This is a genomic window from Desulfacinum infernum DSM 9756 (assembly GCF_900129305.1).
Classification (GTDB): domain Bacteria; phylum Desulfobacterota; class Syntrophobacteria; order Syntrophobacterales; family DSM-9756; genus Desulfacinum; species Desulfacinum infernum.
Genome location: NZ_FQVB01000019.1, coordinates 26,081 through 40,290 on the forward strand (window position 1 = coordinate 26,081; position 14,210 = coordinate 40,290).

Genomic DNA, 14,210 nt, shown 5'->3' on the forward strand with positions numbered 1-14,210 from the left:
CATGGCGGCACGAGACGAGGTGGTTCGCCGGCTTCGGGAGATGCTGGGCGAGGCGGCGCTGGCGCCGGACGAGGATTATGCCAAGGGCGTGAGCTGGACGGTGCAGGTGCCGGCCGCATCCCTTCCCGAGGTCCTGGGGGTCTTCAAGGAAGCCGGCTTCTACCTGGAATCCATGACGGGGCTCGATTTTCAGGACACCCTGGAGATCGTCTACCACATGAACACCTACGAGCCCCGGTCCCGGATGGCGGTGCGGGTGTTGTGTCCCCACGACGGGGAGGTGCCTTCCGCCACGGGCCTTTACGATTCGGCCCTGTGGCAGGAACGGGAGGTCTGGGAGTTCTTCGGGGTGCGTTTTGCTGGGCACCCGGATCTGAGGCCCCTCCTGTTGCCGGAGGACAGCACCGAGCGGCCCTTGCGAAAGACTTTCGGCACGGTTCATGCCTATCGAAAGCGGGAAGAGATCTATGGCTGAACAATTTGCGGAACCCGTACGGCAGCACCTTTACAGTCTGAACCTGGGTCCCCAGCACCCCAGCACCCACGGCGTCCTACGGGTGCTTCTGACCCTGGACGGCGAATACATCGTGGAAGCGGATCCCGTGATCGGCTACGGCCACCGCGGCCACGAAAAGATGGGCGAAAACCGCACCTACCTTCAGTTCATGCCCAACACGAGCCGCATCGACTACTTGTCCGGGCTTCTCTACAACCACGGATTCTGCCTGGCGGTGGAAAAGCTCACCGGCATCGAACCTCCGGAACGGGCCCGCTACATCCGCGTCATCTGCGCGGAGCTCAACCGCATTTCCAGCCATCTGCTGTGGTTCGGCACCTACCTCATGGACCTGGGGGCCTTCACGCCGTTTCTCTACTGTTTCGACGACCGCGAAAACATCCTGGACATCCTGGACCGGGTGAGCGGATCGCGGCTCACCTACAGCTACTGCCGGTTCGGCGGTGTCACCCGGGACATCGACGACGTCTTCATCGAACAGACCCGGGCCTTTGTGAAACGCCTGCGAAGCCGCTGGAAGGACTACCACAACCTGGTGACCAAGAACGTCATCTTCATCCACCGCACCCGGGACGTGGGCGTGATCGACAAGGATCTGGCCCTGCGCTTCGGTGTCACGGGCCCCAACCTGCGGGCGGCGGGCGTGCCCTTCGACATGCGCAAGGTGGAGCCCTACGAGGTGTACGACCGGTTCGATTTTGAGATTCCCGTGGGCGAGAAGGGCGACGCCCTGGATCGCTACCGGGTGCGCCTGGAGGAGATGGAGCAGAGCTGCAGGATCATCGAACAGGCCCTGGATCAGCTCCCGGACGGGCCCTACCGGCAGGAGCGGGTGCGTCTCAAGGTGAAGCCGCCCCGCGGGGAGGTCTATTTCGCCTTCGAAAGCGCCCGGGGCCAGACCGCCTACTACCTGGTGAGCGACGGAAGTCCCTACCCCTACCGTTGCCACGTGCGGGTGCCCAGCTTCGGGAACCTGCACTGCCTCACGGAAGTGCTCCGGGAGACGCTGGTGGCGGACGCCATTTCGATCCTGGGTAGCATCGACATCGTGGTGCCGGAGATTGACCGATAGCCGAGGGAGAACCCCGACATGACGGAAGCAGTGACGAACACGGGCGGAGACTGGCTGCGGCTCATCGTGGGCCTGATCCTGGTCCTGATCTTCAGTCAGCTCAACGCGCTTTTTCTGGTGTGGCTGGAACGGAAGGTGGCCGGGCACATCCAATTGCGTTACGGACCCATGGAGGTGGGCCCCCACGGATTGCTCCAGACCATCGTGGACGGCATCAAGCTGGTGGGAAAGGAGCTGATCACGCCGTTCAAGGCGGACAAGAAGCTCTTCGTGATCGCGCCGGTTCTGGTCTTCATGCCGGTGCTCGTCCCCTTCCTGGTGTTGCCCTTCGGGCCCGAGCTCATCATCCGGGACATGAACGTGGGCCTGCTTCTCATCTTCGCCTTCTCCACCTTCAGTGTGCTGGCCATCCTGGTGGGCGGCTGGGCGTCCAACAACAAATACGCACTCCTGGGAGCCATCCGGTCCGTGGCCCAGAACGTGGCCTACGAAATCCCTCTGCTTTTGTCGGTCATGAGCGTGGTGCTCATGGTGCATTCCTTCAAGTTCAGCGAACTGGTGATGGCCCAGCAACGAATCTGGTTCATTTTCCTGCAGCCGGTGGCGGCCATTATCTATTTCATTTGCGCCACGGCGGAGACCAACCGGGCTCCCTTCGACATCCCCGAAGCCGAATCGGAGCTGGTGGCGGGTTTCCATACGGAATACAGCGGCATGCGCTTCGGCCTCTTCTTCCTGGCCGAATACACCAACATGTTCATCGTCTGCGCCGTGGCCACCAGCCTCTTTCTGGGCGGCTGGCACGGGCCGTTCGGATTCAGCCTGGGCATTCCCGGGGTGGTCTGGTTCCTGGCCAAGACCTACTTCCTTCTTTTCGTGCTCATGTGGTTTCGCTGGACCTTTCCGCGGGTCCGCTTCGATCAGCTCATGAATTTTTCCTGGAAGGTGCTGATCCCGCTGAGCATGCTGAACCTGCTGGTCACGGCTCTGGTATTGAAGTTCGTCTAGGGCTTGTAAGCCGGTCTGTGTAGATCTTCGGACACACGGGTAAAGGGACGCGATGGGATACTGGAAAGACATTGTGGTGGGCGGTAGGAGCCTGGTGGAGGGCATGAGGGTCACCGGCCGGGCGCTTTTCAAGCCGGTGGTGACGGTGCCGTACCCCCGCCGGCGCCTGGAGATGTCTCCGGCCTATCGGGGACACATCGAACTGAAGGTCTTCCCGGAGACGGGAACCCACGGGTGCATCGCCTGCGGTACGTGCCAGCGGGTCTGCCCGTCGGGGGTGATCAAGGTGCAGGGGGTCAAGGAGCACGCCCGCAGCGGTAAGGTGGCCACCCATTACGTCATTGATTTCACCCGGTGCAGCCTGTGCGGGTTGTGCGTGGAGAGTTGTCCCACCCAGACCCTTCAGTTTTCCACGGAATACGAACTGGCCGGTCCGTCGCGCTGGGACGGGGTGGTGGACCTGGTGCAGAGGATGGAGGAATCCCGGTCATGACTTCCTTTCTCACGGACGGATTGATCCACGCGGCGTTTTGGGTCGTGGTGGGCCTCACCTTCGGCGGTGCGGTCCTGGCGGTCTTTCCGCGAAACATCGTCTACAACGTCTTGGGCCTCATCGTATGCCTGTCGGGCGTGGCCGGCCTCTTCCTGTATCTGGGAAGCTTCTTCCTGGCGCTCATGCAGCTGCTCATCTACGTGGGAGCCATCTGCGTGGCCATCGTCTTCGCCATCATGCTGTCTCCTCCCCTGCATCTGGAGGCCCCTAAGCGCCGGATTCCCAAGCTGGTTTTGAGCGCGGGGGCGGCGGGCCTCTTTTTCGCGGCCATCGCCGCCGTGAGTTGGAAGACGGCCTGGAAGCCGGCGGCCCAGCGGGGAACGGACTGGTCCATCACCACTATCGGCCATTTTCTGCTCACGAAATACAGCCTGGTTTTCGAAGTGATCTCGCTGGTGCTCCTGGTGGCCATCATCGGCGCCATACTGACCACAGGATTCAGCCGGAGGTTGTCCTCGTGAATTCACTAACCGTCTATCTGGTGGTGGGGGCGGTGCTCTTCAGTTTGGGGCTCTTCGGAGTGCTCATGCGCCGGAATCTCATCGGCATGCTCATCTCCATCGAACTCATGCTGAACGGCGCCAACCTGAACTTCATGGCCTTCAACCGGTTCCTGGCCCCCGAGCCGGCCGTGGGGCAGATCGTGACCCTGTTCGTCATGGGAATCGCGGCGGCGGAGGCGGCCATCGGGTTGAGCATCATCCTGGCCCTCTTTCGGTATCTGCATTCCATCAACGTGGAGCGGGCCCGAAGGCTGGAGGGCTGACCGCGGGCGTCTGGATGGAGCGGCGGCGTTGGTTGCGTTGAACCCTATCTGCATGCATTGAGGGACGATGTCCATGATGTGGTTTGCCAAAGATCCCGTACTGATGGCGGCTTCCGCTTGTGCCACCCTCCCGTTTCTGGCCATGGCGGTGATCCTCATCTTCACCCGGCAGCACAGACGGGTGTCGGCGGCCATCTCCCTTTCCGCCATCACCATGTGTCTCCTGTCGGCCGTCTACCTGCTGATGACGCTTCGCCATGCTCCCGGCCCCGTGCAGTACCAGTGGGCGTGGATCATCTCCAGCGACATGATCATCCCCTTCGGCTTTCTGTTGGACCGGCTGAGCCTGCTCATGCTCACCATCGTGGCGGTGATCGCCTTCCTGGTGCAGGTCTATTCCCTGGGCTACATGGCGGGGGATCCCGGCTTCAGCCGCTACTACGCCTTTCAGTCCCTGTTCGCCTGGGCCATGATGACCATGGTGATCGCTCCGGGCATGCTGCAGCTCTACATCTTCTGGGAGCTGGTGGGGCTCGCGTCCTATCTGCTCATCGGCTTCTACTATGAAAAGTGGAGCGCCTCCCAGGCGGGCAAGAAGGCCTTCGTCATGACGCGCTTGGGGGACATCGGCTTCTTCCTGGGGATCATCGCGGTGCTTCTGGGCTTCGGGGATCTGGGGATTCTCAGCATGAACGAGGCGGCCCAGGCCCACAAGATCGCCCCCTTTGTGGTGACCCTCTCTTCGCTTCTCATCTTCTGCGGCGTGGTGGGAAAGAGCGCCCAGTTCCCGCTGCTCACCTGGTTGCCCGACGCCATGGAAGGCCCCACGCCGGTGAGCGCGCTGCTTCACTCCGCCACCATGGTGGCCGCGGGCGTCTACATGATGAGCCGCATCTTTCCCTTCTTCGCCGCGTCGCCGGACGCCATGGCGGTGGCGCTGGCCATCGGCACCATCACCATGCTGCTGGCGTCCACCATGGCCATGGTGACCCATGACATCAAGCAGGTCTGGGCCTATTCCACGGTGAGTCAGCTGGGGTTCATGGTCATGGCCCTGGCCTCGGGCGGCTACTTCGCCGGGGTCTTCCATCTGACGACCCACGCCGGGTTCAAGGCGCTGCTCTTTCTCTGTTCGGGCATCTTCATCCACGAATTCCACACCAACGACATGCGCGAGATCGGGCGCGGCGGCGGCCGAAAACTCACCATCCCCATGGTGTGCATGACCGTGGGCGCCCTGGCCCTGGCGGGGATCTTTCCCCTTTCGGGCTTTTTCAGCAAGGAAGCCATCATGGGGGTTCTGGCGGGAAATCCCAACAAGATCTGGCTCTTGGCCGGCCTCCTGGGCGCCCTCATGACCGCCTACTACAGCTTCCGGCTCATCTTCATGATCCTCTTTCCCCGGGAGCAGACGCATGGAGCCGAAGCCCACGGAAGCCACGGCCATGACGACCACGGCCACGAGGAGGGCCATCACGGGGCCACCTTCTGGGCCATGGCCTGGCCGGTGATGATCCTGGCCGGTATCACCCTGGTGCTGGGATTTTTCCAAAAGGAGCTGGAGCACTACCTGCTGGGGGCCGGGCCCGCCCTGCACGGGGCGGAGGCCCATGGAGAAGGCGCCGGACATGGGCTGGGCCACTATGTGCTGCTCTTTTCGGCGGTCTCTCTGGCTCTGGGCGGCATCGTGTGGGCCTGGTTCGAGTTCGGCCGGAAGAAGGCGACCCAGGAAGGGTTCCTGCGTCGTTATCCCAAGGTGGAGGCGCTTTTCGCCAACCGATGGTACATGGACCACTTCTATCGTTGGCTGGTGGATTACGTGGTCTACTGCGGCTTCACCAATCTGTTCACCCGCAACGACCGGCGCGTGATCGACGGCGGCATCGACGGCATCTGCCGGTTCACGGTGGGCAGCGGTCGTGTGGCCAGCTTCCTCCAGTCGGGAATGCTTCAGTACAACCTGGTGCTCATGGTGGCGGGCGCGGGCGCCCTGGTCCTCTTCTTTGTGCTCTAGTGCCGAAAGGCGGCGTTTTGCCAGTGAAAGGAACGACTAAGAGCGAGTGGGCATGCTTATGACGGCCATGGAATTTGCACAGTTTCCGGTTCTTTCGGCGATCCTCTTTTCAACCATCCTGGCGCTCCTGGTGATTCTGTTCATCCCGGACGACCGGCCCAAGCTGATCAAGCAGGTGAGCCTGGGTTTCGCAGCGGTGGGCCTGGTCCTCTGCCTCTACGTCTACTTCGCCTACGACACCCAGAAGGGAGGGCTCCAGTTCGTGGAGCGCTTTCTGTGGGTGAAGAGCCTGGGCATCTACCACTTTCTGGCGGTGGACGGCATCAACGTGCCCATGCTGTTTCTCACGGCCGTGGTGCTCTTTACGGGCGTGCTCACCATGTGGGAGCTGGAAAAGCGGGTGAAGGAGTACTTCGCGCTCACCTACCTTCTGGTGGCCGGTGTCTACGGCGTCTTCATGAGCATGGATCTTTTCTTCATCTTCGTCTGGTACGACGTGTCGCTCTTTCCCATGTATCCGCTGATCGCCATCTGGGGCAGCACCCGCAAGGAATACGGAGCCATGAAGCTCACGCTCTATCTTCTGGCGGGAAGCGCCCTGATCCTTCCCGGCATCCTCTATCTGTGGGCCGTGGCGGGCGGAAACACCTTCGATCTTTTCGAACTCCAGCGAATCGGCTTCGACGTGCACGTGCAGCGCATCGCCTTCCTCATGCTCTATCTGGGCTTCGGGATCCTGGCGGGCGTGTGGCCGTTCCACACCTGGTCTCCGGTGGGCCACGTGGCGGCGCCCACGGCCGTGAGCATGATCCACGCCGGGGTGCTCATGAAGCTTGGGGCCTACGGCATTCTGCGGGTGGGCATGACGCTTTGCCCCGACGGCCTGGTTTACTGGGCGGATCTCATGGCGCTCCTGGCCACCGTGGGGATCGTCTACGGCGCCTTCGTGGGCCTGGCTCAGACGGACCTCAAATACGTGATCGGCTATTCCAGCGTCTCCCACATGGGCATCGTGGGGCTGGGCCTGGCCACCATGACCGTGGACGGCATCAACGGGGCGGTCTTCCAGATGTTTTCCCACGGCGTCATGACGGCCCTCTTCTTCTCGGCCGTGGGCTACATCTACGACAAGACCCATACCAAGATGATCCCCGACTTGGGCGGTCTGTCCAAAACCATGCCCAAGGCGTCGGCCTTCTTCATCATCGCGGCCTTTTGCGGCATCGGCGTGCCGTGCATGAGCAGCTTCTGGGCGGAGCTGCTGGTCTTCATCTCGGCGGTGAAGACCTATCCGATCCGGGGCATCCTGGCCGTTTCCGGCCTGGTGGTGAGCGCCCTTTTCATGCTCCGGGTGGTGCAGAAGACCTTTTACGGGGAGAAGAACCCCAAGTGGGAACACATTCCGGATGTGCCCCTTTTCCTGGCGTCTCCCAGGATCATCCTGGTGGGCATCCTGGTCTTTTTCGGTCTGTTCCCGAGGCTCATCCTGGACGTGATCCAAAGTGCCGTGATTCCTTTTGTGAACAGCCTGTAGCGATGCGAGGGATGATTTGGTCATGATGAAATGGACCCTGTTTACCCCCGAGTTGTTCTATGTGGCCATGGCGGCCGTCTTCTTCGTGGGCTCCTTGCAGAGGCGGGTGGATTCCAGGCGGCTTTATCGGTGGGCGGTCGCCCTGGCGGGGGTCGGGCTGGTGGTGAGCGTGGCCTGCACGCGCCTGGAGGGTTTTCTCTTCTTCGATTCCTACAAGGTGGATCTCTTCAGTCAGTTCTTCAAGGTGCTCATCGCCTTGGGAACCTTTTTCGTCATTCTGGTCTGCAGTGAGCTTCACGGGATCGATCCCCGCAAGCATGCGGAATTCTACTTTCTGCTGGCCGTCTGCACGTTGGCCATGATGATGCTGGTGAGCGCCGTGGAGCTCCTGACCATCTACATCGCCTTGGAGCTCTCGTCCTACTCGCTTTATCTCATGGTGCCCATGCGCCACCGGGCGGACCGCTACGTGGAATCGGGAATCAAGTACTTCATGGTGGGCGCCACGGCCTCGGCCATGATGATCTTCGGGTTGAGCTATCTGTTCGGCATGACGCACACCACCTACGTGGCCGAGATGGTCCGGGTGCTGCCGGGTCTGCTCCATCAGCCGGCGGCGGTGGTGGGCCTGGTGCTCACCCTGGCCGGCTTTTTCTTCAAGCAGGCCCTCTTTCCCTTCCACATCTGGGCGCCCGACGTGTACCAGGGAGCCGCCAACCAGGTGACCACCTACATCGCCACGGCGTCCAAGATGGCAGCCGCCGCCATGGTCATCCGTTTCGTGGGCCTCACCACCGGCCAGTCCGAGGCGCTCATCCAGCTGCTGGTGGTGCTTTCCGTCCTGTCCATGACCTTCGGCAACCTGGTGGCCATCATCCAGAAAGACATCAAGCGGCTCCTGGCCTATTCCAGTATCGCTCACGCCGGCTACATGCTCATCGGGATCCTGTGCATGACCCAGAGGGGGTATGCCAGCGCCGTCTACTACGCCATGGCCTATCTCATCATGAACTTCGCCTGCTTCATGGTGGTCATCAAGGTGGCCGACGACGGTCACAATCTGCAGATCAAGGAACTGGCGGGCCTTCATAAGCGCTCGCCGCTCCTGGCCATGACGCTCATGCTGGCCCTCTTCGGCCTGGCGGGCATTCCCCCCACGCTGGGCTTTACGGGCAAGTTCCTGGTCTTTGCGGCCGCCCTGGAAAAGGGGTACCTGCTCCTGGTGATCATCGGCATGATCAACGCCACCATCTCGCTCTACTACTACCTCATCGTCATCAAGGCCGCCTACTTGCTGGAGCCCGTGCGCGAATACCCGCCGGTTCGGGTGGACACGTGGACTCGGATCCTCAGCATCGTCCTGGTGATCGCCATGATCTATGTGGGCATCTTCCCCGACCGGTTCGTGGCCTTGTCGGAAGCCGCGGTGGCCGTGCTTCCGTGACGGGGTGAGCGGAAACGATCTTACGGGATCCATCTCATGGTCTCTTTCGCAAGGAATGGAATATGCTTTCACGATTCAGGGAATTGGCTCGGGACATTCAGGACAAGGCGAAGGGGTCGATCCGGAGGGCGAAGGCGGAGCCGTCGTCCAAGGTGGTGCTTCTGAGGCGGAAGGCTCCGGAGCGGCCCTTCTGCGATCCCGAAGGCAAGCGCCCGTGCATCACGGTATGCGCGCCTCGGGAAAAGTGCGGCTGCGCCTGTGAGGAGCTTCGCCAGGCCCTGGAGGAGGCCCTGGACCGATCCGGTTTGAACATCCGGGTGGAGAAGGCCAAGACGGGCTGTCCGGGTTCGTGCGCCTTGGGGCCTTTCGTGGGATTTCCGCAAAAGGGGTTCTTTTACGTGAAGGTGGATCCCAAGGATGCCGGACTGATCGTGGAGGAGACCCTGGTTCGGGGGAAGCTGCTTTTCCCGTATCTATCCGTGAGTCCCGACCGATCCTACCGACAGGACATCCTTTACGACCGCACCACGGGCATGCTGGCCGCCATCGACGAACAGGTGTGCATGGTGGAGGTGGCCAAGTATTTCCTGGATTTCGAGGAAGACCTGTCCTGCGGCAAGTGCGTTCCCTGCCGGTTGGGCATCAAACGCATGCACGAATCACTGGGGCGCATCGTGGAAGGCGCCGGGACCATGGAGGATCTGGAGCAACTGAAGGTGCTGGGCCATACCATGATCTACGCCGCCCACTGCCAATTCGCCATGGCCAGCACCCGCCCGGTGCTGAGCGCCGTGAGCTTTTTTGAGGATGAGTTTCTGGCTCACATCGAAAGGCAGGAGTGTCCGGCGGGGGTGTGCCGGACCCTGGTGGAGATACAGAGAAAGAAGGCGTTCCGGGAGCGCATGGCGGCGCCCAAGAAAAAGAAGAAAAACAAGTAAGGAACCGGCTCCAGGGCGGCGGCGGGCGGGCCGGCCCGCCCAAGGGCACAGCGTGCGGAAGGGCCCTGAGGATCACCCAGTCGAATGAGCCCACGGATCCTAGCATGGAAAGAGGGATGAGGCGTATGGCGAAGATCACGTTAAAGATCAACGGCCAGGAAGTCCAGGTGGAAGAGGGTGCCACGATTCTGGAGGCTGCGAATCAGGCGGGGGTGTACATCCCCACCTTGTGCTACCATCCCTATCTGCCGCTGGAGGAGGCATGCCGGATCTGCGTTGTGGAGGACGTGCGACGGGGTTGGTCCACGCTGGTGGCGGCCTGCGTTTTCCCCGCCCGGCAGGGCATGGTGATCGAGACCGATTCGGAAAAGGTGCAGGAATCCCGAAAGACCATCCTGGAACTCCTTCTCTCCGATCATCCCAACGAATGCATGACCTGCCAGGCCACGGGCCAGTGCGAGCTCCAGGACCTGGCCTACCGCTACCGGGTGCAGCCGGACGTGTACACGGGGGAACGTCACAGGCTGCCGGTGGATTCGGATCCCAACCCGTTTCTGCACATCGACATGAACAAGTGCGTCCTGTGTCGGCGCTGCATCCGGGCCTGCCACGAGATCCAGGGGGCGGACATCTGGACCAAGGTGGGGCGCGGCTTTGAACAGCGCATCTCCACCGCCTTCGAATTGCCCCTGGAAGATGCCGGGTGCGAATTCTGCGGCCATTGTGCCGACTTCTGCCCGGTGGACGCCATCGGATTTCGTTCCGGACGCTACGAGGTGCGTTCGTGGGAAACGCGAAAAGGAACCACCGTCTGCCTGCAGTGTCCCATGGGCTGCGGCGTGACCTACGAGGTCCACAACGGCAAGGTGGTGACGGCCCACGGCCACTTTGCATCTCCCGCCAACGGCGGCGCCCTTTGCAAGCGGGGCCGCTTCAACTACAACTTCGTGAACACGCCGGAAAGACTCCAGGGGGCCATGGTCCAAAACGACGCCGGGGAACTGGAGTCCGTCCCCGTGGATCAGGCCCTGGATACGGCCGCCGCCCGACTGCGGGACCTGGCGGACCAGAACGGCGGGCCGTCCGTGGCCGTTCTTGCCGGCGATATGCTGACCAACGAGGAATACTACCTCCTGCAGAAGCTGGCCCGCGGCGCCCTTCAGACCCACAACGTGGACAGCGTGGCCGGTCCGTGGCAGCTCCCCCTCTACGAAGGGCTTGCCACCAGCCTGGGGCTGGGAGCCATGACCAATCCGCTTTCGGATATCGCCCGGGCCAAGAGCCTTCTGGTGCTGGGGTCCAACACCCTGGAAAAACATGCCATCGCGGCCATCCGCGCCCGGAAGGCGGTGCGGGAGGGGGCGGTGATGATCGTGGCCCATCCCGACCAGGTGGCGCTCACCAAGAACGCGGAGCGGCACCTGGCCATCCAGCCGGGATCCGAAAGCGCCCTGGTGTGTGGTTTCCTCAAGGTGGTTCTGGAAGAAAAGCTTTACGACGAAGGCTTCGTGGAAGCCAACACTCAGGACTTTGACAAGCTTCAAAGGAGCCTGGAAAAGATCTCCCTGGCTGGTGTGGCGGAAAAGACGGGCCTTTCGGAGGACGCCCTTCGGGACGCCGTCCGGCTCTACGCCTCCAGGAAACCCGCCTGCCTCATCTACGGGGCGGACCGGGCCGGAGACCCCGCCGACGAGACCTTCTATCGCATGTGCGTGGCCCTGCAGGCCCTGCTGGGATCCGTGGGAGTTCCGGGGGGCGGCGTGATGGCCATGGGCGTGGCGGGTAACGGCCAGGGAGCCGTCCAGTTCGGCGCCTGTCCCAAGTACCTGCCCGGCTTCCGGCCGGCCACTCAGGCGGCGTCCAGGAAGGTCGCTTCCAATCTGTGGGGCGTGGAAGTGCCCGGCGAGCCGGGGCTTTCGTGGCCCGACATGTTCGAGGCCATCGACAAGGGACAGATCAAGGCCCTCTACCTGGTGGGGCTGGACCCCTTCGGCTTGGGGCTTCCGGAAAGAAAGGTGGAATCGGCTCTCGCCAAGCTGCAGCTTCTGATCGTCCAGGATACGGCCAAGACCCGGGCGGCCGATTTCGCCCACGTGGTCCTTCCGGGAGCGGCCTACATGGAGAAGGAGGGAACGGCCGTCAACTGCGAGCGCCGGTTCCAGAGGCTCTCCCCCGTCATGGCGCCTCCGGGGCAGGCCCGGGCGGACTTCGACCTCATCAACGGGCTGCTGAGACGCCTCCATGAGAATCTGGCTCCCGCGGGACCGGCCGCCGCCTTTGCGGAAGCCGCCCAGCTCGTGAAGGAACTGGGACCCGCCTCTTACGAAACCGTGGACGGCCTGTGCTGGCCCATCGGAGAGAGCGGCACGGGAACCGAGCGACTCCTGCTCCAAGGGTCGGACAAGCCGATCAAGTTCTACGCCGCGCGCCTTTAGGACCCTGCCTGAAGACGCCAGGGGTGACCTCTTTTTTCGTAGCGCAGCCCTTTAGGGCTGCGGAAGAACCCCCGAACGTTGGATGGACCATCGCGTATTTCCTATCACTTCATGAAGTTGCGATGGCCCTTTCCGCGGGGCTGAAGCCCCGCGGCTACGAAAAGAGGGGCCATAGCCCGGGCTCTTGCCTCGGAGAGCCATTGTCGGACAGGCTCCAAGGAAGCTGTCCGACAACTCCGCAAACCGTCACTCCCGCGCAAGCGGGAGTCCATAACTTGCCGGGAATCCTGGATCCCCGCTCCCCGTTCAAGCCGGGGACAAGCTTCGCGGGGATGACGAATCGGCGTTGAACAAGGCGGATTTGCCATTCTAGGACACGCTCCCAGGAGCTGCTCGGAGAAAGCCTTTCCCGTTGATGGTGCCCGGAATTTTCCGTCCTGTTTGCAGCCGCGGGGCTTGAGCCCGGCGGCTGCGGCTTTTCGGAGGTTGCGGAACGGACGGTCCTGTTATGCAGACCATGCCGCCTTCCATGGGGATGCGCTGTGGCGGACAGGCGCAGACGCTTGTGTTGATCTTGCCTTCAACGGATGTTCAGAGCTGCGGGAGGACTCAGCGCGCTGTCCGCACCACCTGGTCGGGGAAGGTGTCGAAAGGAACGAAAAACTGGACCCGCTGGTTGGGATGGACCTTTTCCACGGGCCGACCTGCGGGATCGTGCATCTCCCTTATCTCAAAGAATCTGTTAGATCCGTCGGGGAACAAGAATTCCAGTCGGACGCCCCGAACCAGGGGGCTTCGGGCTTCCAGCAGAACGGGCAGCCGGTCCCGGACGCCGTGTTGGGGATGTTCCCGGTGGGATGCCGGATGGCGCCGGACGATGCCGGCCAGGGTGTGGGTGCGGCAGTAGTCGGTTTCATGGGCCACGTGGGCCTCCTGGAAGGCGTCGTCCGGAAACATGAGCCCGTAGGTGTAAGGCCGGTGGCTCACTTTCCGAAGCTCCTCCATCCAGGCGGGGTCCGCCACGAAACCTTCCGGATCTTCAAAATACCGGTCGATGGCCAGCCGATAGGCACGAACCACCGTGGCCACGTAGTGGGCGCCCTTCATGCGCCCTTCGATCTTCAAGGCGTCCGCCCCCAGGCGCAACACTTCCTGCAGCTTGGGGAGCAGACACAGGTCGCGGGAATTGAAGATGTAGGTCCCCCGCCCGTCCTCTTCCACGGCGAAGAATTCGCCCGGCCTCTTTTCCTCCATCAAATGGTAGCGCCATCGACACGGTTGTGTGCAAAAACCCCGGTTGGCTCCGCGCCGGTTGAGAAAGGCGCTCAAAAGGCACCTTCCCGAATAGGACACGCACAGGGCGCCGTGAACGAAGAGCTCCAATTCCACGCCCACCGTTTGCCGCACGGCGAGAATCTCTTCCCAGTTGAGCTCACGGGCCAGGTTGATGCGACGGATGCCGTTCCGGGCCCAGAACCGGGCGCCGGCCGCGTTGGTGGTGTTGGCCTGGGTGCTCAGATGCAGGGGTACATGGGGAGCTATCCGCCGGGCCAGCTCAATCACCCCGGGATCGCTCACGATGAGTCCGTCCACTCCGATTTCGGCCGCGTAGGCAACGGCCCTTTCCAGATCCGGAAGTTCCGGCGGATGGGGAAAGACGTTGAGTGCCCAATAGAGCTTCTTTCCCCGGCGGCGGGCCAGGTGCACGGCCTGGGCCAGCTCCTCGTCATCCAGGTTTCCCGCCTGGGCCCGGAGACTGAACCGGGTGCCTCCCACATAGACCGCGTCGGCGCCGTAGCGCAAGGCGACGCGCACCTTTTCCAGGGTGCCTCCCGGGGCCAGGAGTTCGGGTTTTTTCGCCGGTGCGTTCATCGGTCCTCCATGCGGGGCGTCGGCCTCCGGTGTCCGGATTTGACAAATGCTCAAGGG

General features: G+C 62.4%; 12 protein-coding genes. 11 read left to right on the top strand and 1 reads right to left on the bottom strand.

The genetic code is table 11. The annotated features are described in order from the left end of the window. Position 1 precedes the first annotated feature (1 nt). The 11 genes from BUB04_RS10415 to BUB04_RS10465 all read left to right on the top strand — a co-directional run bounded on the left by BUB04_RS10415 (position 2) and on the right by BUB04_RS10465 (position 12,281). On the top strand, positions 2 to 475 hold the full coding sequence (locus tag BUB04_RS10415; protein WP_073039076.1) for an NADH-quinone oxidoreductase subunit C: 474 nt from the start codon (positions 2 to 4) through the stop codon (positions 473 to 475). Further along, positions 468 to 1,589 carry an NADH-quinone oxidoreductase subunit D gene (locus tag BUB04_RS10420; protein WP_073039078.1) on the top strand — a complete coding sequence of 374 codons (1,122 nt, stop codon included), beginning with the start codon at positions 468 to 470 and terminating at the stop codon, positions 1,587 to 1,589. The genes BUB04_RS10415 and BUB04_RS10420 overlap by 8 nt, the downstream gene beginning before the upstream one ends. Before the next feature lie 18 nt (positions 1,590 to 1,607). After that, positions 1,608 to 2,597, top strand: coding sequence for an NADH-quinone oxidoreductase subunit NuoH (gene nuoH, locus BUB04_RS10425; RefSeq protein WP_073039081.1), 990 nt, complete (start codon positions 1,608 to 1,610; stop codon positions 2,595 to 2,597). A 52-nt stretch (positions 2,598 to 2,649) separates the two neighbouring features. Further along, positions 2,650 to 3,090: a NuoI/complex I 23 kDa subunit family protein gene (locus tag BUB04_RS10430; protein WP_073039083.1), complete on the top strand. Its 441-nt coding sequence runs from the start codon at positions 2,650 to 2,652 to the stop codon at positions 3,088 to 3,090. Next, positions 3,087 to 3,611 carry an NADH-quinone oxidoreductase subunit J family protein gene (locus tag BUB04_RS10435; protein ID WP_073039085.1) on the top strand — a complete coding sequence of 175 codons (525 nt, stop codon included), beginning with the start codon at positions 3,087 to 3,089 and terminating at the stop codon, positions 3,609 to 3,611. Before BUB04_RS10430 ends, BUB04_RS10435 begins: the two co-directional genes overlap by 4 nt. Then, a complete protein-coding gene (gene nuoK, locus BUB04_RS10440) occupies positions 3,608 to 3,916 on the top strand; it encodes an NADH-quinone oxidoreductase subunit NuoK (protein WP_073039087.1) in 309 nt (102 codons plus the stop codon). Before BUB04_RS10435 ends, nuoK begins: the two co-directional genes overlap by 4 nt. Before the next feature lie 73 nt (positions 3,917 to 3,989). After that, entirely contained in the window at positions 3,990 to 5,930 is a 1,941-nt protein-coding gene (locus BUB04_RS10445; RefSeq protein ID WP_073039089.1) for an NADH-quinone oxidoreductase subunit 5 family protein, read from the top strand. A 67-nt stretch (positions 5,931 to 5,997) separates the two neighbouring features. Continuing rightward, positions 5,998 to 7,464: a complex I subunit 4 family protein gene (locus BUB04_RS10450; protein WP_073039180.1), complete on the top strand. Its 1,467-nt coding sequence runs from the start codon at positions 5,998 to 6,000 to the stop codon at positions 7,462 to 7,464. 22 nt (positions 7,465 to 7,486) lie between these two features. Further along, entirely contained in the window at positions 7,487 to 8,908 is a 1,422-nt protein-coding gene (locus tag BUB04_RS10455) for an NADH-quinone oxidoreductase subunit N (RefSeq protein WP_084076395.1), read from the top strand. Between the two features lie 62 nt (positions 8,909 to 8,970). After that, on the top strand, positions 8,971 to 9,846 hold the full coding sequence (locus tag BUB04_RS10460) for a (2Fe-2S) ferredoxin domain-containing protein (protein WP_073039092.1): 876 nt from the start codon (positions 8,971 to 8,973) through the stop codon (positions 9,844 to 9,846). Positions 9,847 to 9,971: 125 nt separating this feature from the next. Further along, complete coding sequence (locus BUB04_RS10465) at positions 9,972 to 12,281, top strand: molybdopterin-dependent oxidoreductase (RefSeq protein ID WP_073039094.1); 2,310 nt, start codon at positions 9,972 to 9,974, stop codon at positions 12,279 to 12,281. Between the two features lie 609 nt (positions 12,282 to 12,890). On the opposite strand, the gene BUB04_RS10470 is transcribed toward BUB04_RS10465, so the two are convergent. Beyond that, positions 12,891 to 14,153, bottom strand: a complete 1,263-nt coding sequence (locus BUB04_RS10470) for a U32 family peptidase (protein WP_073039096.1) — start codon at positions 14,151 to 14,153, stop codon at positions 12,891 to 12,893. Positions 14,154 to 14,210: the final 57 nt, after the last annotated feature.